Raw genomic sequence first — 24,659 nt, forward strand, 5'->3', positions numbered from 1 at the left:
CTGATGAAACCGAATTACAGTATGCCTGTTTCATCTTATTTATATTATAGCTGTTTGTTATTTTTTTGTCAATCTGTTTTTCGTACAGCTTTTCTAGTATTTTTGACATCATTATTATTCATTATACACAAATAATGAAAATTGTTTTATGTAATATAAACAAATTGTGTTCGTCAATTTGCATAATGATCTGACAAGCTTGATCAAACGTATATCGTACGTCGGCATTAAATCGTTTTCTAAATGTGTATTTAAAATTAATTTTAAAATAACAAAAAATAAATATTAGTGAATTTTACGAAAAATACTTGACATTATTAAGATATGTGGTACAATATATACAGTGAAGAAAATGAAATTTCACAGACGTCATTTTACACATAAGAGGTCGGTTATTTACGTTTTCTTTACCTGTACTGCAAAATTAACGTTATTATAAAAAGGAGAAATGAATTATGGAGCTTAAGAATTTTATTGTAAGCAGCGAGCTTTATGACGTTTATGAAAGCGACGGTCTTGCTGTCAGAATATACAAAAAGCCGGAATACAAGGAAAAATGTCTGTATGCCGCGCTGACTCATGCAAGAGTTGAAACAACGATGGTAAATTCGTCAATTAAAATGCCGGTGCTTCATGAGGTATCTCTTATCGATGGGAAATGGGCTATCACGATGGACTGGATCAAGGGAAAGACACTTGAGCAGCTTATGGACGAAAATCCGGATAAGATGGATACATATCTAAATCAGTTTATTGATATACAGTGTGAGATACACGCTCAGTATATGCCTCTGCTTTCAAAGCTCAAGGACAAAATGGCAAGACAGATCAAATCCCTCGGACAGATCGATGAGATCAAAAAGTATGAGCTTCTGACAAGACTGGATTCAATGCCTAAGCATATCAAGCTTTGCCACAACAGCTTTGAGCCTAAGGATATTATAATCAATGACGAAGGAACCTATGTGATAAACTGGGGTTCGGCAAGACAGGGCAACGCTTCTGCCGATGTGGCAAAAACCTATCTTCTGCTTTGTCTTAACAAGCCGGAGATCGCTGACAAATATCTTGACCGCTACTGTATGAAGAGCGGAACCTCAAAGAATTATGTTCAGGCATGGCTGCCTATCGTTGCGGCGGCTCAGCTTGACAAGGGAATCGAGTCGGAGAAGGAATTCCTTCTGAAGTGGATTGACGTTGTTGATTACGATTGATATTTTGCTTTCCGGCAGGGCTTCGTTTTTGCGGAGTCCTGCTTTTTACATTAAATTCTGAGGGTATAAAACACGCGGCCTGTCCTATATGAACAAGCCGCGTTTCTGTGTTTATCATTAGTTTTTTGCAAAAGCGAGAGTTTCTGTTTCAGCCCATGCCAATTCGTTTGAGCTGTCGTCAGGGAGCTGTGCTTTAACATACTCTCCTGTAAGCTCGTCAAGAACATACAGGTCTGAGCCGTAAACGGTTTTAGCCACCGTTCCGAGCTTTACATGAACGTCGTCCTTATAAGTATAAACCGCAAATATATAGCACTGAGAATTATTAATAGCGCCGGTTCCCTTGTAGCCGTACATCCAATCTCCGCCGTCGTTGTCGAACAGCTCCTTGACTGCGTCCGCGACAAAATTTAAGGAATCCACACTCTCGTCAGGAAGCTTTTCAAACGTTTCTCCGTCCAGAGCGGCAGTCTTTTCGTCTTCATTCTGAATATTATCGTTATTGTTAAGAGTTACCGCGCCGTTGCTATTGTCAGCGCTTCCGCAGGCAACAAGCATTGTCATCGCGCAAGCAGCGGCCAAGCAAACAATAATTTTTTTCATAAAAATCTACCCCCGGATCACACCAGTCTTGTATGGCGTTTACCGCCCGCATAAAAATTATACTCAGATTTTACATAAATTAATTCCATAATTACATAGTATACCACAGCCATTTATTGTTGTAAAGCAAAATAACACTTTTGTTATTAAAAACTGCGTTTTAATACAAATCCTCCTTGATCTTAAACGTTTAATTAGTTGATATCGACTAAAAATATTACATTTGGGTAACAAATCGGGCTGTCTGAAGAAGCCTGAACTTGACGCGGGTCATTTATCCTTCCGACCGGAATAATGAGCGCAAAAGCGGGGAGGCGGCGTAACAACAGCAGTATAAGTGGCATATAATGAAAATGTAAGAATGGCTTATGCGACAGGAGGTTTCGATATATGAAAAAGACAGTGTTTTTATGCGTCGGAGGGGACGCCAGACAGATATATATGGGCAGAAAGCTTGCGGAATACGGAAAAGTTTATACCTATAGGATCTTTGATTCGTCTCCGAACGTCGTATCTCTTGACAGCCTGGATAAAATGGAAGAAAAGGCGGACGTTCTTGTGCTTCCGATGATGTCCGGCGGAGAGCTTGAAATACCGTGCCAGAGAGGCGCGGAAGTAAATTGTCAGGATTTAGCGCCGTATCTTCGCAAAAATGCCATTGTTACAGGAGGAAGGCTTGGGACCCGTCTGATTGAATACTTTTCCGCGCTTGGCTTTGAGGTAGCGGATTATTTCAAGCGTGAAGAGCTTGTGGTAAAAAACTGCATACCTACCGCCGAAGGGGCGCTTCAGCTTGCTATGCAGGAGCTTGCTACTACCGTTTTCGGCAGCCGCACGCTTATCATAGGCTACGGAAGGGTTGCAAAGGCTGCCGCCGCGCTTTTCAAAGCGGCAGGTTCTGAGGTCGCCTGTACGGCGAGAAAGCTGGGAGCGCTGGCGGAGGCGGAAAATTCAGGGCTCAAAGCATTCCATATCAACGAGCTTTTCGGACATATAGGAAGATATGACCTTATTATAAATACAGCGCCGTCAATGATACTTGACGAAGCAATGCTTGAGGCCGTTTCAAAGGATACGCTTATAATAGATTTGGCGTCTAAGCCGGGCGGAGTTGATTTTGAAGCGGCCGCGCGTCTTAACAAGCGCGCGATCCAGGCCCTTTCTCTGCCCGGAAAGGTCGCCCCAATCACCAGCGGAGAAATAATCTCCGAGGCGGTTAAGAATATTATAAATGAAAGGGGTGTGAAAAATGTCACTTGAAGGAATCAAGGTGGGCTTTGGAATGACGGGCTCCTTCTGCACCTTTGAAAAGGCTTTTAAAGCGGCGGAGTCGCTGGTTGAGGCCGGAGCGGAGGTAAGCCCCGTAATGTCGTTTAACGCATGGGGTATCTCCACACGGTTCGGAACGGCGGAGGAAAACCGCAGAAAAATCGAAGAGATATGCGGCAGAAAAATTATTGCTTCCATAGAAGAAGCGGAGCCGATAGGCCCCAAAAAGCTTTTTGACATACTGGTAGTCGCCCCCTGTACGGCAAATACTCTTGCAAAGCTGGCCTTGGGTATCTCTGATACGCCCATTACGATGGCTGTTAAATCGCATCTGAGAAACGGCAGACCGGTAGTTCTGGCAATTTCGACCAACGACGCTCTTGCCGGCTGCGCCAAAAATATAGGGGCCTTGCAGAATTACCGCAATTATTATTTTGTACCTTACTGTCAGGATAATTTTACGGCTAAGCCGAATTCGGTCGTGGCTGATTTCACCCGGATAAACGAAACTGTCGAAGCGGCTCTGAAGGGCGAGCAGCTTCAGCCGGTAATAACCGCAAAACAGTAGAAAACAGCTTTTTATAACTGAAGATAATTTACGGGACCTTCCATGCGGAGAGTCCCTTTTTATCATAATGGAAATAAAAGCTTATTTATTTGTAAGAGTTATTACAATTCGGAAATTGCAATTGACATACCGGCGGTGTATGCTGTATAATATAAGCGTAAATTTATTCGGTTTACGGCAGCAAAATGATGTAAATGAAAAGGAAGGATCTATTATGAAAAAGAAGTATTTTATTGCAGCGGCTGCAGCTTTGGCTGTTACGCTTGCTTCCTGCGGAGCTATTGACGACAGCGGTGAGTCAGATACAGGGGCGCTTACGGAATCCGCCGTTTCTCAGTCGGAGCAGACGTTAGATAACAGCGGAAACGACAGTTCTCCGGCTCAGCGGACGGAAAGCGTATCTGACGCTGATTCTCAGGGTTCTCTGGCAGATGACGAATCTTCCGTAGCTGACGGAAACGATTATATTCCGGTTTCGGGAATATTCAAGGAAAGTATAGACGGCGTTGAGAGCAACTATGTTATAATCAACGAAAACGCAAGCTATCTTGTTGGAATAGGAGCGGTTACGGGAGTTCCTTTGGGAATAGATCAGACTGCCGATACTATTACAATAAACCGCGGCGGCGTTGACGATTCAGAGCCTGCGGACTATACTTACGACGGAAATGTTCTTACGTTTGAAAGAAACGGTTCGGAATATGAATGGACAAAAATTGAGTTTATTCCGATAAGCGGAACCTACTATGAGGTGGATTCCGAGGGCACCTATCTTAACGAATGGGTATTCAACGGCGACGGAACAGGCACTATAAGCGCTTACGGCTCAGAAACGGGCGAGGCTATGACTTACGCTCAGACCGCAGAAACGTTTGAAGTAACTAGGAACGGTGGCGAATTGGCGTCCTACAGCTATACGTTTGACATATTTACTCTCAGGCTTACAGCCGATGACGGAAGCGAGATAACTCTTACGGCGGCAAATTCCTGATAATGAGTCTGAGGCATATTTTTGCGGCGCTGGAAACGGTTCTGCTAATGCTTTTTCTGGCGCCGCTTCCTGTTATAAATGCAGGAAACGCTGTCGGGATCGTCATATCGCTGACGGCGCTGTTTATTACCTGCGGCTGGGATAAATTTGTTCTGCTGCTTGGCGCGGTGTGGCGCGGCGCGGCGGGAAAGGCTGTTCTGACAGCGGCGGTGCTGCTGCTGTCGGCTTCGGCGGCGTGTGCTTTTATACTGTCTGTCAGTATGATAAAGGCAATGAAAAAAAGACCTGTCAAGCCTGATCTGCTTATTGTGCTGGGCTGCAAGGTCAACGGGAAAAGACCCTCCCGAATGCTCAGGCGACGGCTTAACGCCGCTTTTGAATATATGAGCGAGCATAAAAGCGTGAGATGTATTGTGTCGGGCGGAAAAGGCAGCGATGAAAAAATTACCGAGGCGGAAGCTATGAAACGGTACCTTGTATCAAAAGGGATAGACGCGGACCGTATTATAAAAGAGGAAAAATCCTTTTCCACTGATGAAAACATGAAAAATTCCCTTGAAATCGTTGATATGCTCGGGCTTGAGCGGCGTATCACAGTTGTGACCGACGGCTTTCATCAGTACAGAGCCGGTCTGATCGCGAAAAAGCGCGGAGCGGAGGAGGTCCATGCAATATCCGCCCGGACCGAGCCGAGATATATTTTCACCTACTGGATAAGAGAATGGCTTGGGCTTATAAAGCTCAGGTTTTTCAGTTAGTCATAGCAGCAGCCCGCGAAGCGGTGAGATCCGCCGTCACACACAGTGACGGCGGATTTTTTCTGTCTGCTGAAGCTGAACGGTCATGCCATGCGTGCGGTTTTTTGTTGTAAACCCTTTTGTTATATGGTATAATAGGTACGGTTAAGATATTTTTAAGAAATACGTCAGGTTGAACTTAAAAAGTGTATTATATAATTCAATCGTACAAGGAAAGGACTGAGCTTAAATGGAGAACGGCTGCATTCTTGTTGTAGACGACGATAAGGATATTGTAGCGGCTATCGCGAAGCTGCTGGAGAAGGAGGATTTCGAGGTTATCCGTGCGTACGACGGACTTGACGCTCTTGACAAGCTTGCTTCAAACAGAAATATAAATCTTATTCTTATCGACATAATGATGCCTAAGCTTGACGGACTCTCGGCAATGATGAAGATCAGAACCACCAGAAATATCCCTATATTAGTGCTTTCGGCCAAGTCGGAGGACACCGATAAGGTGCTGGGGCTTTCAATGGGCGCTGACGATTATATAACAAAGCCGTATAATCCGATGGAGCTTGTAGCAAGAGTAAAATCAAATCTGCGGCGTTATCTTCATTTAGGCTCGGCAGACACAAATAAAACGGATCTGATAAAAATAGGCGGGCTTGCTCTCGACACCTCCGCTAAAACGCTGGAGGTGGACGGAGAGCAGGTCAAGCTGACGGCTACGGAGCTGAAAATACTTGAACTGCTTATGCGCAACGCGGGAAAGATATTTTCAGCGGAGGAGATTTATTCAAAGGTGTGGAACGAGGACGCTTATGCCGTTGAAAATACGGTTATGGTTCATATCCGTCATATCCGCGAGAAAATAGAAATAAATCCTCGCGAGCCCAAGTATTTAAAGGTGGTGTGGGGCATTGGATATAAAATCGAAAAGATCTGAGGAATCTGTATCGGAGGAACAGGGCAAAGCCGGCGGAGATCAATCCCGAGTAAATAAATTTAAAAAGGCGGTAACGTCGGGGATATTCAGAGCGTTCGCGTTTCTGATCGCCTGCGTAATGGGCTTCTGCATATTGGGCTGGGCTATGGAATACGACGAAAGCCAAAACAATGTGGGATATTATTTTGACGACGAGTATACCGCAAGCGAGGAGTTTATTTCAAGCAAGGATAATCTTTATCAGGCGCTGTGTATAACCGCGTCGGTTTATCTGAGGAATTTTAAAGACGGAAAATTCAGCGGGAATCAGTATCTTTACAAGAATTTCATGAGGGCGCTGAAAAATTACGAATATTCGGATAAAATCAGGATTTACAGCAGCGACGGCGTTCCGGTAATAGAAAGTGAATTTTTTGATTATTATGTAGCCTACGGAGATAACTTAATAACCAATATTGACGGGCTGAAAGGAATTATAGCCCAGGACAAGGATACGGAAAGCTTTAAAAGCGGCAGAAAATGCTGGTATATAAGGCATGAAAACACAGTTGAAACCGACAGCGGTTATCAGACGGACAGCGGATACCATTATATATATATGGATATTCCGGGAAGCGATGACTATTATGAAAGCGAGCAGTATGATATTTCTTCGGTTCCGATAGGCTGGTCGTGCTATGACAGCTTTGGCAGGTATATTATGTGCTATGGGCCTTACGACGATCTGTATATTTATGATTTTAATACAAGCGATCCCTCAAAGTCCTATATTGTCAATGGATATAAGAGAGTGCTTGCTGACAGAGACAATTATGATTACTATGACTATTATGACGGCGAAAGCCGTTATATTGACGTGCCTATCGAGGAAACGGACGATTATCAGATTGACTATCTTGACGATGAAGATATAACGGTCATGATCTCTCCCAACCAGGAAAAGCTGGCGGAGGAAGAGCTTAATTTCAGCAAAAACGTTGATTCCGGAAACAGACTTATCGTCAGAATAATTATTGCTTCATTTATACTTGCTATATGCGTGGTATATCTGGTCGTAGTATGCGGCTATGAGGGAAGCGGCGGCGTTAAATGGAAATACGCGGCTGTATTCGGAAGATGGCATACGGAATTTCTTATTGCCGGAATAACTTTCGCTCTTGCGTTGGCGGGAATGCTTTTATCTGAATATCAGAATCTCATCAGAATAGCGCTCAATCTTTTTGATGTTGAAAAGCCCTATTCTTTCTGGATCTTAAGCGGAGCGGTCACTTTTATATGCGCAGTCGGTTTAGGCTTTGCTCTGGGTACGGTCAGCAAGCTGAAAATTCACAGCTTCTGGAAGGATTTCTATGTTTTTAAGCTGTGCAGGCGTTTTATCAGCTGGATCGGCGGAAAGCTGCGCGGCTCAGGAGTTTTCGCCCGGTACAAAAGCCAATCTGCCGCCCGCAGGCTTTTTATTCGCCAGTGGATCTTTATAGGCGCTACTGTTCTGGCGGCAATAATGCTGTACGATTACGTTATTACTTTTTCAAATAATCCTATTGAGCTGATGGCTTACGCTGTATATTTTATCTGGTTTGTTATAACTCAGTTTAAAATATATAAGGATATCGACAGTCTGAATAACCAGATCGACCTGATGAGCAGGGGAGAGGAGTTTGACGACAGAATACCTGAAGGCTCTCTTGTATTCAGCGACAGCCGCAAGCTTTCCGAAATTTCTGAAAACATCAAGGAAACGGTAGAAAAGCAGGTTCAGTCTGAAAGAATGAAGATAGAGCTTGTGACCAACGTATCACACGACCTTAAAACGCCGCTTACTTCGATCATAAGCTATATAGACCTACTTAAAGCGGAGGAGCTGCCGGCTGAAGCGATGGATTACGTCAGAATCCTGGAGCAGAAATCCGATAAGCTGAAAAATATAGTTGCAGACGTATTTTCTCTTGCCAAAGCCACCAGCGGCGTAGATATAGACATGGAGGTCCTTGACGCGGTAATACTGCTTAATCAGGCACTGGCAGACGCCGCGGATAAAATAGAGAAAAGCGGCAGACAGCTGAAGATAAATATAGAGCCTAAGTCCGCGATGATAACCGCCGACGGGAACAAGCTTTACCGGGTATTCCAGAATCTTATAGACAACGCTCTTAATTATTCTATGGAGAAAACCAGAATATTTGTAGATCTTAAAGAGGAAAAGGATTATATAAAGCTTGAGATGAAAAACATTGCAAGCTATGAAATGAATTTCACGCCTGAAGAGATAATGGAAAGATTTACAAGAGGAGATAAATCAAGAACAGACGGAGGGAACGGTCTGGGGCTTTCGATAGCCAAAACCTTTACCGAGGCGTGCGGAGGAGCTTTCAGAGTAGAGCTTGACGGAGATGTTTTCAAGGCGGTGGTTCTGCTGCAAAAAAGCTCCGATACTGAAGAACGCTGACCCTGCGGTGTATGAAACAACAGAAAATCCAAGAGGCGTCCATTCGGACGTCCTTGGAGAAAATAAAGGAAGATAATATGATATTTAAAAGAAAAAAGCTTTTTTGCAGGGCGCTGTTGCTGCTTGTACTGCTGGCGGCGGTGACCGCGGCGGTATTGTTTGCGCTGAGGCCGGATCTCAGGTTTATCGTAAAGCATGAATTCGGCAGGCTGAGCGAAAGCGCCGAGCTTATCCGGGTAAGCGAAAAAAATTTAAACCTTGAAAGTATGTATATCGACGAGCTTGAGCAAAACGGCTGTATTTTAAATCAAAGCCTGATGCTTGTAAATTCAGATAATCTTCTGCCTGAGGGCTTTTCGGCGGATACTCAGGAATATAAAAGCAGCGGAGCGGTAATAAACCGATGCGCGCTGAATGCGTTTGAAAAGCTTTCCGAAGCGGTCAGAGATGAAACAGGACAAAATCTTTACATAATGTCGTCCTTCCGCACCGCAGCGGAGCAGGAGGATATACTGGCGCAGGAGGGTTCGGATACCGCTATGGCAGCGGGCTCCAGCGAGCATCAGACGGGGCTTGCGCTTGATGTGTATACCGACGGATTTGCGGGAATGGGATTTTTGAAATCCGACGCCGGACAGTTCGTTAATTCAGAATGCGGGGAGTATGGGTTTATTATCAGATATCCGCTGTTCAAAAAGAAGGTTACAGGAATAGAATACGAGCCGTGGCATATAAGATATGTAGGATTGCCTCATTCTGAGATAATAAGTCTTGAGCATGAAACTTTTGAAGAATATGTCGAGGGCTTGGAAATCGGCAAATTCTACGAATACGGCGGATACATAATATCGCGTCAGCAGGGCGAGCTGATAAGAGTTCCGGACGGAAGCGAGAAAACTGTTTCGGGAGATAACTGCGGCGGTTGGATAATAACCGTTAAGAAATAATTTTTGGGCGTTTTTCTGCCGTCGGGCGGAGGAAAGACGCCTTCTTTATGTTTATAGCAGACGCGGAATGATACGTGCTTGCAAGCGGACCAGGAATATGCTATAATATATATGCCTATTAAATTTGAAGGGATGTATGATTTATGACCTATAAGGAAGAATTCATTAAGTTTATGGTGGACAGCGGAGCGCTTACCTTCGGAGATTTTACATTGAAAAGCGGCAGAAAGGCTCCGTATTTTATTAACTGCGGAAATTACAGAACGGGGGCGCAGCTTGCTAAGCTGGGAGAATTCTATGCCGACTGTATTGCGGACAATAAGATACCGGTTGAAACCTTATTCGGTCCTGCTTATAAAGGTATTCCTCTTGCGGTATCGGCAGTTATCGCGCTTGGAACCAAGTACGGCGCCGACGTTTCATATTGCTTTGACCGTAAGGAAGCCAAGGATCACGGCGAGGGCGGAATGTTTGTGGGCAAAAAGCTGAGCGACAATGAAAAGGTGATCATTATAGACGATGTTATGACCTCGGGTAAAGCCTTAAGGGAGTCTGTGCCTAAGCTGAAATCCGCTGCGGACGTTGACATTACCGGAATGGTAATTACCGTAGACCGTATGGAGAAGGCGCTTGATACCGAGCTTTCGGCTGTTCAGCAGGCATATATAGACTTCGGCGTAAAGGTTTATTCTATCGTCAATATAAACGATATTATCAAAGCGATCCGGGACGGCATAGTAGAGGGAAAAGAATATCTTGAAAAAATGCTGAAGTATCGCGAGGAATACGGCGCGGCTGAATAATTTTCAGCTTTTTAATTCAGGACAATGAGTTCGGGCGCTTTTTGGGCAGTTTTGTATACAGTCCGGCGGAGTATTTAAAGCGGAGCTGTAAAAAATCCGTATATTAATTTGCGCAAATGTACCAGAAAGGTTACAGCAAAAAAAGTCAATTGTAATTAATCTGTAGTAAAATGTAATTGTATTGTTCTTGAAGTTGCGCGGTAATTGAGTATAATATTAACTGTAGAACAAAGAAAGAAAAAAGAATGAAAACACTAAGTGAATTAACTCTTAGCTCGTTTCATCCTCTCCAAAATTTTTACACAAGTTAGAAGGCAGTCAGCAGACTGTCTTTTTTCTTTTATGCGGATTTTCTTATTTTTTCACTGATTTGTGACAATGAGATGGTATTTGCCAGCGGCTTAAAAATACCCGCCACCACAAAATGATGACGGGTATTGCGTTGTCCGAGCTGGGACTGGCGCGCCTGACAGGATTCGAACCTGCGACCTCAAGAGTCGGAGTATTTGATACCTTATAATTAACAAATATTCAATAAATAATCATACAAATTGACACATAAAAAATTTACTTTTATGTGTCAATTTTTTTCGCTTAAATTAATTTTTTATCTATTGACAAGAAATAAGTCACGAATTTACGTTATATAAAAAATGTTGTATTATATAACTAGAGAAATAAAAGAAAATCTCTTAACATTAAATTTTTTTAAAGGAGAAATGAAAAAATGTACACAATTGTAGGCTTCAAAGAAAACAAAGGTACTCTTGAAAACGGCAGGGAATGGAAAAATTATTCCGTTTTCTGTACTAAAGAAGATTCAACAGTTAATGGTCGTTCTGTTCAGGCTGTTAAAGTCCCTGTGAAACTTTTGCAGGATACTTTCCCTGATTCAACGGCTGTTATCGGGTCTAATGTTACTTTTGATGTGGATATTCGTGTTTATAACGGTATTCAGAAGCCCGTTATAACAGGTATCAATATTTTAGATTAAGAAAGGAGTTTTTTCTATGGAAATTTTGGCAGAATCTACGATTACTGGCGGTGTATCCACCATTACCGACCTTGTTTCACAGGTTTGGACGATTATGACCGGAAATCCTCTTGTTATGGTTTTTGTCGGTACTTCGCTTCTTGGTGTTGCGATTGGTGTAATCCGTAAGCTTACAAAGGGCAGGGCATAATCTAATTGAGCGGTGCGGTTATTAACCGCTCCGCTTAATTTTTTGAAAGGAGTGAAAATAAATGAAAAAACTAATAAGCATAATAACAACTCTGATAATTATATGTACTGGTGTTTTTTCAAGTCTTATTGCTAGAGCTGAAAAGGGTGAGTCTTATACTTCTGGTAATTTTACTTTTTATAAATTATCTTCAGAGGACGGTAATGCATATTTAGGTGATTTTGTTGATTACTTAAAAGGTCAAATACCTTCTTGCTTTCTACTAAATTATTTTATTTCTTATAGTGTTTATACCTTTGGTTCTCAGGACATTTATACATATAGATACTATGCTTTTGATGAACCTGTTACTTCTATTGATTTAAGTTATAATTTAGAAAAAAAACTTGACAAAGTTATTGCTTATGGGTCTAGTCAATTATATGTTACAGATAATATTGTAACTGGTTTTTACAGTAATTCTTATAATACATACGGTATTGATAACCCCGGAAAATATATTGATTCTGCAAAAATTGTTCTTTATAAAGACGGCTTTGCAGATAATGGGCAATCTTTGATTTTAAATTCGCAAGGTCTTAAAATTATTGCTGATGATGTAGACATAACACCTGTTGACCCCTCTGCTCCCCCTACTCCTTTCACTGTTTCTTATACTCCGAATTTATCGGTAAATATGAAACGCAGTGGAATATTGATGGCTCCTGGTAGTCCTAATGACGGTATAGAAATAACAACAGAGGAAATAAAGGTTACTATATGTTTAAATCCCGATTATGTTGAGTATGTTGCTCGCCGTTCTTGGGAGTATAATCACGCTAGAGAATTAGGCGCAAGTGATGAAAACAGTATACAAGATTTGCTATCGGCATATGACGGAACAGAAAGCGGAACTGAAACCAGTTTAGAGGGTTTGAACAAGAAACTTATGTTTTTTATAACTGGTGCGAATCCGTCTACTGCCAGTCCTCGCGCAGTCGTTGAAAATTCAGTTTATACATATTTATCTAAACAAAAATATAGTATTGTTGATATTGATAACGGTGAAATAAACGGTAGTACATCAACTGCCACTTATGCAAATGGTCTTTATCCTTGGTTTGATTTTTGTGATATGTCAAAGTATTTTGAAGATATAAAAAACATTACTGGCAGTGAATATAAAAATTTTATTGAAGATTTACCGTCTAAAACTATAACTATAAATCTTGAAAACGTGTATTTTACGGATGATTATCCTACTTATTATCCAGTGCTAATAACTGATAGTACAGCACCTGTTTCTTTTTCTGCATTTGATTTAACTAGTGATACATCTCCTAACGGTGCTATAATTTTTAATAAAGAAAATGCCGACGGCACAAAACATGATGATACTGTTTATGACAACGGAACTTTTGTTGATTATTGGGAAAACAAACCCATTCAGTATGTTTATTTAGGAAATGAATTTAGCTTTGATGATTACCCAGAGTATACACCTTTTAAGTATAATGGCGATGAATATACAACAAAGGGAAATCCTTTTAGTTATACTGGTGATACTGCTTATAAACCTGACAGTTATCAGTCTGTAAATTCTGACGGAACTTTATCAGATGAAAGAACAGCAGAAGAACAGAAAAAATATGATGATGAAATACGTTGGCAAAATAATTTTTCAACTGACTTTGGCGTTGGTTCAATTACTGATTTGCTCAACGGCACTTCTACATTTTACGAATTTCTAACCGCTTGTATAGCTATATTACCAAGTTGGTTTTTAACGATTCTTGCAAGCTTCTTTGTGGTTTTGCTTGCTCTTGTTGTTATAAAATTTGTTATTTAGCGAGGTGTTTTATGGATTTCTTTGGGATAATGAAAAAGCTTTTTACTTCGATTGCAAGTATTTTTTCCTTGCGCATGAATTTTAATGGTTTTGAATTTAGTTTAGGAAGTATGATTGTAGGTTTATGTATAATTGGCTGTAGTTTGCAGTTACTACACTATTTATTTAACAAAGATTAGAGAGGAGTAAATTATGCTGAACATATTTAAATTTTTTATAATGATTATGATAATCATTTTGTTAATTTCCGCATTTTGCGGTGTAATCGCATTTTTTAAGGATTTGCATGAATTTAAAGCCGAAAAACAAATGAGTTTGCCACGCCGTAAACTTATTCAGTCAATTCTTGATGAACAGGAATTGAAAGTCAACTTTCAAAATAATGATACGGAAAAGGACGGTGCAGAAAAATGCTCTACAACATAGAAAACGCTTGTTATCAGTTGTTAAAAATTCTCGGTTGCGATTTGTCCGCAATCGAGAATATAACTACTTGGAAACAGTTCGGAGTTCTGGCAATGGAATTTGTTTTTGCTTGTATTATGCTTTTTATGCTCTGGAAAATGCTTTATAACTGCATGATTCGCTTTTTTCATATGAGATAAGGGGTGTGTGTCTGAATGGTTTTAATGGATTATTATGTTCGTATTCCTATGCTTACCGCATATATTGCCTATGATAAATGCTGTTCAGCATATTTTAATTGGAAACAGCTTTTTAACGGCTGGGGGATACATTTATTTGTTGGAAAGTTTGGTGCAGGAAAAACAAGTCTTATGGTTACAAAAGCATATCAGCTTTGTTTACAGTATCCTCAGCTTAACATATTGACAAATATCAAGCTTCAAAACTTCCCTGATTATACAAAAATTTTGCCTTTGAATACAGCACAGGATATTCTTAACGCTCCGAAAAATACGCTTGTTCTGATTGATGAGATAGGCACAATATTTAACAGTCGAGATTTTAGCGGTGGCAAGTGTGCAGTTCCGAAACCACTTTTTCAGCATCTTTGTCAATGCCGTAAAAGACGAATGATGATATATGCAACGGTTCAAAGATTCAATTTGCTTGATAAACAAATAAGGGATATAACCGCAGATGTTACAGCTTGTCATACTCATTTTAAACACCCTTACACACGTATACAGACTGGTTATACTTATGACATTGAGGAATATGAGTTATACAGCGAAAACAAAGCTTACAGTCCTGTATCGCTTTATAACAAGACGTACATACAGCGCAATAAATATCGACAGTTATATGATACGTCTGAACTTGTCACAAATATGCTTGCAAAAGAATACCTTTCTGACGAAGAAATATTGTCAAATAGAGATGGTTCAGAATCTCATACACAGCCCCTTGACCGTAAGCAGAAAAAGAGTATACGCAAACGTAAAAATGCATGGTAATAAAATCCGGCATGGTAACCGCAAGGTCCATGCCGGATTGATGTTATGCTTATTCACTTAGCTTTTTAAAAACTTTTGTGATTATTGTTTCTTTTTCGTCATCTTCTTCAACTTCAAATTCCGTTTCAAAATGATTGCGCTGATAATAGTGTAAATCTCTTAATATATCAAGTATTTTATTGATTTTACAAGCAATATAAATTATAGCTATACCAACAATTATTTTAAAAATTATCCACAGTATTCTTAATATAACAATCGCATTTAATGATAAATCAATTACTGATGATAACTCATCATAATTCATTCTTGGATTTCCTCTCTTTCTATATCATCATCAATAAGTTTATTTATATAAGCATTAATGCTTAACCCGTTTTTTTCTGCTGTTTTCTTTATTTCTTCTTTCCTCCCTTTTTTAACTGTTAAAGCTATTCTGTCATATGCTTTTTCATTGTATTTTCTATTTGCTTTTGTTCTTGCTGTCGGCATTTTTATCACCTCTTGAATAATTATACATTAATTTTGATTTTTTGTCAATCATGTACTAGCGTTAGTACATGATTTATACATATTGTTAGTACAAAATGTTTACTTGACTATGTACTAACGTTATGGTATAATATATAATAGAAGGAAAGGAAAATCCTAAAAACCAGAAAGGAAAATTATCATGAAAGTTAAATTTACAGATGATGCAAAAAAAATTATTACTCTTTCTGAATTGAAAGCGGCAAACAAAATCATTAATGAAATGAAAGAAGATAACGGTCTTAAAGATTATGCAAAAATGGCGGTAAGAACAGCAAGCAGCACTAATATAAATTTTGAAATTTTAAAAGCTGAAGCTGAAATTGCTAAAAATGCAAGAGTAAATGACGCATATGGCGAAAGCAGTGGACAACTTGACGTTTGGCTGAATATCTATGCTTTTGATTCTTATGCGGGATTTTATAACATCGGTATTTATTTAACTGATGTTTGGGCAATTACAAGCGATAATGCAGAAGAAATCAAAAATCATATGTTTATCAATCACTATACAAAAGATTGAAATACATAAGCTGGGCTAACGGCTATACGGGCAGAAATTGAAAGTAAACTTTCAAAAAAGTGAGGTAATAAAAATGTGTAAAAAACGCAAAGTCTATATAATGAGCGAATTAAACTTAGCGGTAAGGAGTAACGACCGCAGGTCGGACGGACTGGACGCATTCGCTCTGTGGGGAGCTTCCCCACCTTACAGAGACCGCAGTCGCTGTTTCCCTGCGCTCCTTTTTCTCAAACTTTCAAAATTGAATAATCCTTTTGTTTTTTGCTGACTTTATAAAAATATCTAATTAGCGCCCTTTCTAAGCATTAGCAAACTATCGGTCTATACAAACCGCCGAATGGCGTAACCGCTTTAGCGGTTTGCAAACTTTCCTCATCAAGCAAATTATAACAGCCGTTAATACATTGGACAAACTTTCCTCTTGACATAGTGGAATAAATGTTCTATTATAATATATAGGAACTGATGTTCTTATATAGCGAGGATAAGACGAAGTTGGGGTTAGTATTACCCCCAACTTCGTCACACGTCACAAAGGTGGTGCAAATTACGTATTTTCTAGTAATTTTCTTGTGACAGCAATTTGTCACAACTTCGTCACAAGGGGGTGAAATTTTGTCGGATTTTACTTGTAAATCAACATTCTGTGTTATAAATAATCCTCGTTATAATATAACCTATAGGCATAATGAAGCAGGAGAAATAATAAAAGATGAAAACGGAAAACCAGAAATATTAATGCAAGAACCAACTGAATATTACGGTTTTACTGAACAGCAAATTTGCGATGATGTGTTGAATAAATGGGTTTCGGACGGTGACGAGCATACAGGAGCGGTATTGTATTGTATTTCGGCTCTTGGTCTTGAACATTTGCATTGTGTTTTTGAAAGTAAGAAAACCTATCGTCCTTTAACTGTTTTAAAACGTTTATTTCCTAAGATACATATTGAGGTCACAAAAGGCAGTAAAAAAGATGTTGAGGATTATATAAATAAGGTCGGAAAATTTGAGGAAAAAGGCGAAAAAATAATTGCTAAATCTCAGGTTGGAGATATAATCGGTTGTCAGGGGAAAAGAAACGACCTTATAACTCTTGATGAAATCAAGAACCTTATAGCAGAGGGTCTTACTCCTCGTGAAATATTTATTAAGTTTCCAAAGGCATTAAAAGAAGAAAAGGCTGTAAATTGGCTTTTCTTTAATAAACGGTGTCAAGATATACCGAGGGTAAGAAATGTTGACGTTTACTGGCTTTGCGGAAGAACAGGCTGCGGAAAATCATATAAATACGTTGAACTTTGCGAAAAGTACGGAGATGAAAATGTATACTTGGTTTCTGATTATCAGCACCCGTTTGATAATTATATAGGTCAAGACGTTATTGTCTTTGACGAATTTCGGGGTCAATTTCGTTTTGCTGATATGCTTATGTATCTTGATAAATACAAAAGGGATATAAATGCACGTTATTTTAATAAAACTTGTATTTGGACAAAGGTTTATATAACCTCGCCCCTTACACCTTATCATGTTTATAACAACAATGAGGGAGAAGATAAGAAAGAACAGTTTTACCGCCGTATAAAAGAAATAATCCGTTGCTTTAAATATGAAAAAAAGGACTGTACTGTTTATTTTCAAGCTTCTGTTCCTTGTGAAATTAACGGTTGTGTAAAAGACGTTTACAAAGAGTTTGACGATATAGAAGCCTATTGTATAGACAGAGTAAAGTTTAATAACGATTATAAAGGCGAGAACGGTATAAAAGTAACTTATGTAAAGAAAGAGGGCGAACAGATTGAAGAATCACTGATAAACGGTTTTGCTATTTAATAATTTTTGAAAGTTTACTTTCAAAAATATGCAGTTAATATATTAAACAATTACTTTTGCCAATTTGACAAAAGAAAAATAATTGATATAATATCACATTTAGGAGGTTTATTATGAAAACTAAGGAATTTAATGCAGATGAATTAAGGCTGTTTTATCTGTGGTTAAGCGGTCAGATTAAGGGTAGCAAGCAGACGGACGAAAACTTAATAATTGTGTTTCTCTGCTGTCCTGCCGAGCGTGACAGCCTTTTGAAAGAGTTTCTTACGGAGTTCGGCAACGAAAGACGTTACCTTGCTCTTAGACGTTATCTCAATGTACGTTAATAAGAAAAAGCTGTCTTTAACGCTGAATTGTTGGCGCAATTCAGCAGACAGCTTTTCTACAAACCCTCATGCAAGAAAGGAATGTCATAATGAAATTTAAAGATTATATCCCGTTGTATCTTAGCAGCTATCAAACTGTAAACACAGTTGAACATCAGACTTATATACGTAAGTATCTTATTCCCCTTTTAGGAAATATGGAACTGAACGAGATAAAACCTGTTCATGTAATGCAAGCTTTAGCCAGTGCAGACAAACGGCTTAAAACAAGCGGAACTGTTAAAAAAATAATCTATGATATAAAAAAGATTATGTCTACCGCTTATGTTAATGATTTATGTGAAAAGGATATAAGCAACGGTATTGTTTATATGCCTTACAAGCGTATGAACGACAGAAACAAGGTTAAAAGCTTTACTAAAGAGGAAATTGCTTTTATATTTTCAGAAAAAAGCTTTGTTTCAGACTTATTCTTTTTTCAGTTTTTAACTGGTATGAGAGCAGAGGAAATACTTGCTTTAAAATGGGAGCGTGTTAAACAGGTCAACGGTAATTATTATGTTACTGTTTGCGCCGTTATTTGTAATAATTGCGGTAACCGCTATTATACCGATACTACGAAAAGCCGTTATTCCAGAACTATAAAGCTTATGCCTCAGGCAGTTGATATAATTGAACGTTTGCCTCATATTAATGATTTTGTTTTTGCAAACCAATTCAATTGCAGAAATTCTGATTACTTAACTCCTTCTTGGCACTCTCATAACTGGATTAAGTTTTTCAATCGCCGTGATAAAGAGTACGTAAATTTATATGGCAAGCATTTGCCTTATTTGTCGGCTCATAAGCTTAGACATTCTTTTGCGTTGATAAGTCTTGAAAATGGCTGTAGTTTGCCTAATCTTTCTCTTTATCTTGGACATTGCGATACATCTACCACAACACGTTATTATCTTAATGGTCGTGCGGATGAAATTGATAATCCTATATTTGAAATATAGTTTTTATTACGGGCTTACACATAAATGTGTAAGTCTATAATTTTAACAAGAAAAACTTGCTGTTGGCGCGCCTGACAGGATTCGAACCTGCGACCTCAAGAGTCGGAGTCTTGCGCTCTATCCAACTGAGCTACAGGCGCATATACGGAGCGGTGATCCGCTCCTTTTTTTAGCTGATTATCTTATTTTAGCTCCGCAGGGCAAACTCTGGTCGGGGAAAATGACCTTTGCCGAGCCGTCCGGAGCGTCGGCGGCGCATATCATTCCGTTTGATTCGATTCCGCAGAGCGTCGCAGGCTTAAGGTTCGCGACTACGATCACCTTTTTGCCTATTAAGTCCTCGGGAGCGTACCATTGAGAAATTCCCGATACCACCTGTCTGCCGCCCATGCCGTCATCAAGCTGCAGGCAAAGCAGCTTTTTGGACTTCTTGACCTTTTCACAGGACTTTACAAGCGCTACTCTCAGATCGACCTTTGAAAAATCGTCAATCGAGATCTGTTCGGCTAAAGGAGCAGCCTCAAATTCTTCGCCTTTTTCTTCCTCGGCTTTATTGCTGCCGATGATCTTGTTAAGCTCGTCTATTTCCTTATCAACGTCAATTCTGGGGAATATGATCTCACCCCTCCTGACTGCCGCATTTGCAGGCAGAATGCCGAATTTTCCTGCGTTTTCATAGGAAATATCCGACTCCGCAGCGCCGATCTGCTCCCAGATCTTCGGCATTGTCGAGGGCATAAAGCAGTTTAGCAGAGTGGTTGTAATTCTGATAGTTTCAAGCAGATTGTAAAGCACGGAAGCAAGTCTTGCCTTTTTGCTTTCGTCCTTTCCTAAAATCCAGGGCGCGGTTTCGTCAATATACTTATTTGCCCTTGAAACTACCCTGAAAATTTCTGCAAGAGCGTTGTTTATCTGGGTTTTGTCAATAAAATCGTCGGTTTTGCTTCTTAAAGCAAGGGCTTCTTCAATAAGCTCCCGGTCGAATTCTCCCTCCTCGCGTTCTGAGGGAAGCGTTCCGCCGAAGTATTTGTCAGCCATTGCCACAGTTCTTGAAACAAGATTTCCCAGACCGTTGGCAAGATCGGAATTAATTCTGTTTATCATTATTTCATTTGAAAAAGAACTGTCCGCGCCCAGCGCCATTTCACGGAGAATATGGTACCTTATAGCGTCTGAGCCGTATCTTTCCCCGAGGATGAACGGATCGACAACATTGCCCAGCGATTTGGACATCTTCTGACCGTTGAAGGTGATCCAGCCGTGAACTGCCAGATGCTTAGGCAGCGGCAGCTCAAGCGCCATCAGCATTGCAGGCCAGATTATGGCGTGAAAGCGCATTATGTCCTTTGCGACCATATGGACGTCTGCCGGCCAGAATTTATCGAAGTCTTTATACTCCTCGTTCCAGTAGCCCAGAGCGGAAATATAGTTTGACAGCGCGTCTATCCATACATATACGACGTGACCCTCATCAAAGGTTACGGGAATTCCCCATTTAAACGTAGTCCTTGATACGCACAGATCCTCAAGACCGGGCTTTATAAAATTGTTTACAAGCTCTGTCGCTCTTGTTTTAGGCTGGAGGTAGTCGGTTTCGGTAAGCAGCTTTTCAATTCTTTCCGCAAAAGGCGACATCTTAAGGAAATATGCTTCCTCTTTCGCCTCCGTAACCTCTCTGCCGCATTCGGGGCACTTTCCGTCAATTAGCTGCGAATCAGTCCAGAAGCTTTCGCAGGGAGTACAGTATTTTCCTGAATATTCACCCTTGTAAATATACCCCTTATCATAAAGAGCCTTGAATATTTTCTGAACCGTTTCGATATGGTAGCTGTCCGTGGTTCTTATATATCTGTCGTAGCTTATATTCATGTAGTCCCAGAGCTTTTTGAATACTTCTACGATTTCGTCAACATACTGTTTCGGAGTAATGCCTTTTTCGGCAGCCTTCTGTTCGATTTTAAGACCGTGCTCGTCGGTGCCGGTGAGGAACATTACATCGCAGCCCTGCATTCGCTTATATCTGGCAATGGAATCGCACGCGACCGTCGTATAGCAGTGACCGATATGCGGATTGCCCGATGGATAATAGATCGGGGTAGTAATGTAAAAAGGCTTTTCAGGCATTTTATTTCCTCCTAAAACGAATAGATTAGTGCAAAGCACTTTTAATATTATACAACTTTTCCGTATCAACGTCAAGCTTTTCAGAATAATTTACCTGCATTAGCTTTAACATATGCGACTAGAAAAAGAGAGCCGCAGATCAGAACCGCTCCGTCCGGATTCTCTTCTCTTGCTTTGCGTATCTCATTTATTATGCTCTCCTGAGCGGGACGCGCGTTTCCTCCGGCTTTTATTATAAGTCCGGCAAGCTCAGCTTTGTCAAAGTCAAGTCCTTTATCGGAAAAGCCGTCGACTGCCGTAAAGCTGTCGGCTAAGGGAATGAGGTTTTTTACCGCTTCGAGCGCGTTTTTATCCTTGTGCATTCCGATCACAGCGGTTATTTTTCTGCCTTTCAAGGCTTTGAGGGAATCAGCCAGCGCTTTTGTTCCGTCAGGATTGTGGGCGCCGTCGAGGATAGTAAGGGGGGATTCTGAAATAACCTCGACTCTGCCGAAAAGCCTTGCCTTTCTTATGCCGTTTGCAATGCTTTTCTGAGAAACAGGCAGCGCTTCGGATACGAATTTCATGGCGTCGATTACAGTCACAGCGTTTGAACCCTGATGGAGTCCCGCCATAGACGTTTTGTAATCCCTGCCTCGGTAGGTAAAATCATTTCCGGTTATATCGCTTTTTTTCACGCTGCAAAGGGCAAGGTCGGAAATATCCAGCGGCGAATCAGTATTCAGCGCCCTTTCTCTTACTATACTTACGACCTCGGTACTGTTTCCTGGAGAAAGCACGCAGGGACATTTCGGCTTTATGATTCCGGCTTTCTGATACGCGATTTTTTCCAGAGTATCTCCCAGAACCGCCGTATGGTCATAGGAAACCGAGCCTATTACGCAAACCAGCGGCTTTTCAATAACGTTAGTGCTGTCAAGCAGTCCTCCCATGCCGGTTTCCAGAACTACGATATCGCAGCCTCGGCTGACAAAATGCAGAAAAGCTATCGTCTGAGTTATTTCAAACTGGGAAAATTCCTTTCTCTGAGGATGACGCTCGATAGACGGCCTGATTTTTTCTATGATTTCGTTAAGCTCTGAACTTGAAATATTGCAGTTGTTTACCTTTATTCTGTCTGAATACTCTATTATGTAAGGAGAGGTGAAAAGTCCGACGGTATAACCCGCGTCTATCAGTATCTCGTTGAACATCTGCGCCATCGAGCCTTTGCCGTTGGTGCCGGCAATGTGAATAAAACGAAGTTTTTTCTGAGGACTTCCGACCAATGAAAGCAGCGATCTGATCCGGTCAAGGTCATGTATGCGTTTCCCCGTTCTTGAAAAGCTGCTGATATATTTTTCTGCTTCAGTCATTTTTATATGGCAATGCTCCGTCAGGGAACATATCTCCTTTCGATATTCTTAGCGGCGTTTGTGTCTGCTTGTCTGTAAGGCTGTCCAAAAGACTACATATCCTGAATGACCTTGTACAGCTCTTCGGCTGCCGCGGCGTTAATTCCCGCCGCCTTTGCAAGCTCTTGAACAGTAGCTTTTTTCAGGTTTTCCTTGGTTTTGAATTGGGTCATAAGCTTCACCGCTTTTTTCTCGCCTATCCCCCTGACCTTGGTCAGCTCCAGCTGGTATGAGCTTTTTCTGTGCTTTTTCGCCTGATAGGTTATGGCGTAGCGGTGCACCTCGTCCTGTATTCTGGTAACAAGATTAAAGGCGCTGCGTGATTTTGTCAGGCTTATTTCTCCTCCGCCTGTAGCGACCGCCCTGGTTCGGTGCTTGGAATCCTTTACCAGACCGAAAACAGGAACGTCTATTCCCATTTTTCTTATAACCGGCGTAACGGTATTGACGTGCCCCTGACCGCCGTCCAGCAGGATCAGATCGGGCAGTTTGGAGAAGCCTTCGTCGGTTTTCTCAAAATAGTTTCTGAATCTTCGTTCCAGCACCTCGCACATACTTGCGTAGTCGTTCTGTTCCGATAATGTTTTTATGGAAAATTTCTTATAGTATTTCTTGCAGGGGCGTCCGTTTTCAAATACTACCATGCCTGCGACCATATCCGATGAAGCAAGGTTGGAAATATCGTAGCATTCTATAAATTTCGGGGGCTTGGGGAGTTCCAGCGCCTTTGCAAGCTCTTCAAGGGCTACGATCTCCTTTCCTGTGCGGCCTACCTTTATTGAGAGGTATTCTGAGGCGTTGCTTTTGGCTAATGTGGTAAGCCTCAGCATATGACCTCTTTTAGGAGTCGATATGTGAACGGCATGGCCGGACTTTTCTCTCAGCCACTTTTCCAGCAGCTGATAGTTTTCTATATCCTCGTCGAGAAGTATTTCCTTAGGAACGGAATCCCGGTTGGAGTAAAAACGGGTTATGAAGTTTTCACGCATTTCTGTTTGATCCTCCTCCTCGCCGAGAAAGAAATCCGCCTTGTCGAAAAGCCGCCCTCCGCGGTACATAAGCACGCTGGCGCAGGCTTTTTCACCGTTCTGCGAAACTGCGATTATGTCTGCGTCTTTCATATTCGGATCGATTATTTTCTGCTTATCCGCAGCTTTGGTTATAGCGGAAATTCTGTCCCTGAGCTTGGCGGCAAGCTCAAAGTTAAGCTCCTCGGCGGCGGCTTCCATTTCTTTGGTCAGCCGTTCTATCGAGTCCTGAGAGCCGTTTCTGATATAATCCAGAGCTTGGCGTATAACGGCATTGTATTCCTCCTGAGAAATCTGCCCGGTGCATACGCCCATGCACTGCTTTATATGATGGTTAAGACAGGGACGCTGTTTTCCGAAATCCTGAGGAAATTTTCTGCTGCACGTCGGCAGCATGAACACCTTGTTGGCTTCGGCAACCGCCTGTCTTACGGCATAGGAGCTGGTATAGGGACCTATATACTCGGCGCCGTCGTCGTATTTCTGCAATACGCTCTGCAGTCTGGGAAAAGCTTCGTTGGTTATACGGATATAGCTGTAGCCCTTATCGTCCTTAAGAAGTATATTGTATTTAGGCGAATACTGCTTTATCAGGGAACATTCCAGAACCAAAGCTTCAAATTCCGAGTCTGTTACGATAAAATCATAGTCGTTTACATGAGAAACCATTTTCCACACCTTGGGAAGATGATCCTGACCTTTGCGGAAATATGAGGTCACCCGGTTTTTCAGATTTTTCGCCTTGCCGATATATATGATTTTGGAAGAAGAGTCCTTCATTATATAGCAGCCGGGAGAGGACGTAAGCTTTGAAGTTTTTTCGCGCAGATAGGGAAGTCTTGGATTGTCGCCGTCTGTTATTCGCATTTTCACGCCTCCGTAAAAGATTTAAGAAGATTTATTTATAGTATATCATAATGAGCGGCAAAACACAAG

The 24,659-nt window shown here is 41.0% G+C and carries 24 protein-coding genes and 1 tRNA gene; 18 read left to right on the top strand and 7 right to left on the bottom strand.

Annotation, left to right across the window (positions count from 1 at the left end):
* The first annotated feature begins 455 nt into the window (after window positions 1-455).
* Window positions 456-1,214 (top strand): aminoglycoside phosphotransferase, encoded by a 759-nt coding sequence (locus tag EIH25_RS10760; RefSeq protein WP_124101040.1) that lies wholly within the window; start codon window positions 456-458, stop codon window positions 1,212-1,214.
* Window positions 1,215-1,331: 117 nt separating this feature from the next.
* Here EIH25_RS10760 and EIH25_RS10765 read toward each other — a convergent pair whose 3' ends face one another.
* Window positions 1,332-1,817: a hypothetical protein gene (locus EIH25_RS10765; RefSeq protein WP_124101041.1), complete on the bottom strand. Its 486-nt coding sequence runs from the start codon at window positions 1,815-1,817 to the stop codon at window positions 1,332-1,334.
* A gap of 390 nt (window positions 1,818-2,207) precedes the next feature.
* Here EIH25_RS10765 and EIH25_RS10770 point away from each other — a divergent pair, with 390 nt between their 5' ends.
* The 13 genes from EIH25_RS10770 (at window position 2,208) to EIH25_RS10825 (ending at window position 14,960) form a co-directional block, all read left to right on the top strand.
* Window positions 2,208-3,077: a dipicolinate synthase subunit DpsA gene (locus EIH25_RS10770; RefSeq protein WP_124101042.1), complete on the top strand. Its 870-nt coding sequence runs from the start codon at window positions 2,208-2,210 to the stop codon at window positions 3,075-3,077.
* Window positions 3,067-3,654, top strand: coding sequence for a dipicolinate synthase subunit B (locus EIH25_RS10775; RefSeq protein WP_124101043.1), 588 nt, complete (start codon window positions 3,067-3,069; stop codon window positions 3,652-3,654). Before EIH25_RS10770 ends, EIH25_RS10775 begins: the two co-directional genes overlap by 11 nt.
* Window positions 3,655-3,868: 214 nt before the next feature.
* Window positions 3,869-4,645, top strand: coding sequence for a hypothetical protein (locus tag EIH25_RS10780; RefSeq protein ID WP_124101044.1), 777 nt, complete (start codon window positions 3,869-3,871; stop codon window positions 4,643-4,645).
* A 2-nt stretch (window positions 4,646-4,647) separates the two neighbouring features.
* Window positions 4,648-5,403: a YdcF family protein gene (locus tag EIH25_RS10785; protein WP_124101045.1), complete on the top strand. Its 756-nt coding sequence runs from the start codon at window positions 4,648-4,650 to the stop codon at window positions 5,401-5,403.
* 229 nt (window positions 5,404-5,632) lie between these two features.
* Window positions 5,633-6,334, top strand: coding sequence for a response regulator transcription factor (locus EIH25_RS10790; protein WP_124101046.1), 702 nt, complete (start codon window positions 5,633-5,635; stop codon window positions 6,332-6,334).
* A complete protein-coding gene (locus tag EIH25_RS10795) occupies window positions 6,309-8,780 on the top strand; it encodes a HAMP domain-containing sensor histidine kinase (RefSeq protein WP_124101047.1) in 2,472 nt (823 codons plus the stop codon). The genes EIH25_RS10790 and EIH25_RS10795 overlap by 26 nt, the downstream gene beginning before the upstream one ends.
* 77 nt (window positions 8,781-8,857) lie before the next feature.
* Complete coding sequence (locus tag EIH25_RS10800; RefSeq protein WP_164489224.1) at window positions 8,858-9,727, top strand: M15 family metallopeptidase; 870 nt, start codon at window positions 8,858-8,860, stop codon at window positions 9,725-9,727.
* A 143-nt stretch (window positions 9,728-9,870) separates the two neighbouring features.
* Entirely contained in the window at window positions 9,871-10,530 is a 660-nt protein-coding gene (gene pyrE, locus EIH25_RS10805; protein WP_124101049.1) for an orotate phosphoribosyltransferase, read from the top strand.
* Between the two features lie 727 nt (window positions 10,531-11,257).
* Complete coding sequence (locus EIH25_RS10810) at window positions 11,258-11,524, top strand: hypothetical protein (protein WP_124101050.1); 267 nt, start codon at window positions 11,258-11,260, stop codon at window positions 11,522-11,524.
* 16 nt (window positions 11,525-11,540) lie between these two features.
* Window positions 11,541-11,714: a hypothetical protein gene (locus EIH25_RS12495; RefSeq protein WP_164489225.1), complete on the top strand. Its 174-nt coding sequence runs from the start codon at window positions 11,541-11,543 to the stop codon at window positions 11,712-11,714.
* A gap of 61 nt (window positions 11,715-11,775) precedes the next feature.
* A complete protein-coding gene (locus EIH25_RS10815; RefSeq protein WP_124101051.1) occupies window positions 11,776-13,542 on the top strand; it encodes a hypothetical protein in 1,767 nt (588 codons plus the stop codon).
* Between the two features lie 192 nt (window positions 13,543-13,734).
* A complete protein-coding gene (locus EIH25_RS10820) occupies window positions 13,735-13,968 on the top strand; it encodes a hypothetical protein (RefSeq protein ID WP_124101052.1) in 234 nt (77 codons plus the stop codon).
* Between the two features lie 194 nt (window positions 13,969-14,162).
* Window positions 14,163-14,960: a zonular occludens toxin domain-containing protein gene (locus tag EIH25_RS10825; protein ID WP_124101053.1), complete on the top strand. Its 798-nt coding sequence runs from the start codon at window positions 14,163-14,165 to the stop codon at window positions 14,958-14,960.
* Window positions 14,961-15,009: 49 nt separating this feature from the next.
* Here EIH25_RS10825 and EIH25_RS10830 read toward each other — a convergent pair whose 3' ends face one another.
* Together EIH25_RS10830 and EIH25_RS10835 are read right to left on the bottom strand one after the other, a co-directional pair.
* Window positions 15,010-15,267, bottom strand: coding sequence for a hypothetical protein (locus tag EIH25_RS10830; RefSeq protein ID WP_124101054.1), 258 nt, complete (start codon window positions 15,265-15,267; stop codon window positions 15,010-15,012).
* Window positions 15,264-15,452, bottom strand: coding sequence for an antitoxin (locus tag EIH25_RS10835; RefSeq protein ID WP_124101055.1), 189 nt, complete (start codon window positions 15,450-15,452; stop codon window positions 15,264-15,266). The genes EIH25_RS10830 and EIH25_RS10835 overlap by 4 nt, the downstream gene beginning before the upstream one ends.
* A gap of 181 nt (window positions 15,453-15,633) precedes the next feature.
* On the opposite strand from EIH25_RS10835, the gene EIH25_RS10840 reads away from it, so the two are divergent.
* The 4 genes from EIH25_RS10840 to EIH25_RS10855 all read left to right on the top strand — a co-directional run bounded on the left by EIH25_RS10840 (window position 15,634) and on the right by EIH25_RS10855 (window position 19,177).
* On the top strand, window positions 15,634-16,014 hold the full coding sequence (locus EIH25_RS10840) for a hypothetical protein (RefSeq protein WP_124101056.1): 381 nt from the start codon (window positions 15,634-15,636) through the stop codon (window positions 16,012-16,014).
* Between the two features lie 615 nt (window positions 16,015-16,629).
* Window positions 16,630-17,850, top strand: a complete 1,221-nt coding sequence (locus EIH25_RS10845; protein WP_124101057.1) for a hypothetical protein — start codon at window positions 16,630-16,632, stop codon at window positions 17,848-17,850.
* A 113-nt stretch (window positions 17,851-17,963) separates the two neighbouring features.
* Window positions 17,964-18,176 (top strand): hypothetical protein, encoded by a 213-nt coding sequence (locus tag EIH25_RS10850; protein ID WP_124101058.1) that lies wholly within the window; start codon window positions 17,964-17,966, stop codon window positions 18,174-18,176.
* Window positions 18,177-18,265: 89 nt separating this feature from the next.
* Complete coding sequence (locus tag EIH25_RS10855; RefSeq protein ID WP_164489226.1) at window positions 18,266-19,177, top strand: tyrosine-type recombinase/integrase; 912 nt, start codon at window positions 18,266-18,268, stop codon at window positions 19,175-19,177.
* 63 nt (window positions 19,178-19,240) lie between these two features.
* On the opposite strand, the gene EIH25_RS10860 is transcribed toward EIH25_RS10855, so the two are convergent.
* The 4 genes from EIH25_RS10860 to uvrC form a co-directional block, all read right to left on the bottom strand.
* Window positions 19,241-19,317 (bottom strand) — tRNA-Arg (locus EIH25_RS10860).
* 37 nt (window positions 19,318-19,354) lie between these two features.
* Window positions 19,355-21,301, bottom strand: coding sequence for a methionine--tRNA ligase (gene metG / locus EIH25_RS10865; RefSeq protein ID WP_124101060.1), 1,947 nt, complete (start codon window positions 21,299-21,301; stop codon window positions 19,355-19,357).
* An 80-nt stretch (window positions 21,302-21,381) separates the two neighbouring features.
* Entirely contained in the window at window positions 21,382-22,656 is a 1,275-nt protein-coding gene (locus tag EIH25_RS10870; RefSeq protein WP_124101061.1) for a folylpolyglutamate synthase/dihydrofolate synthase family protein, read from the bottom strand.
* Between the two features lie 92 nt (window positions 22,657-22,748).
* Window positions 22,749-24,590 carry an excinuclease ABC subunit UvrC gene (uvrC, locus tag EIH25_RS10875; RefSeq protein WP_124101062.1) on the bottom strand — a complete coding sequence of 614 codons (1,842 nt, stop codon included), beginning with the start codon at window positions 24,588-24,590 and terminating at the stop codon, window positions 22,749-22,751.
* Window positions 24,591-24,659 lie beyond the last annotated feature (69 nt).

This window comes from Ruminococcus sp. Marseille-P6503 (assembly GCF_900604945.1).
In the GTDB taxonomy this organism is placed as follows: domain Bacteria; phylum Bacillota; class Clostridia; order Oscillospirales; family Ruminococcaceae; genus FB2012.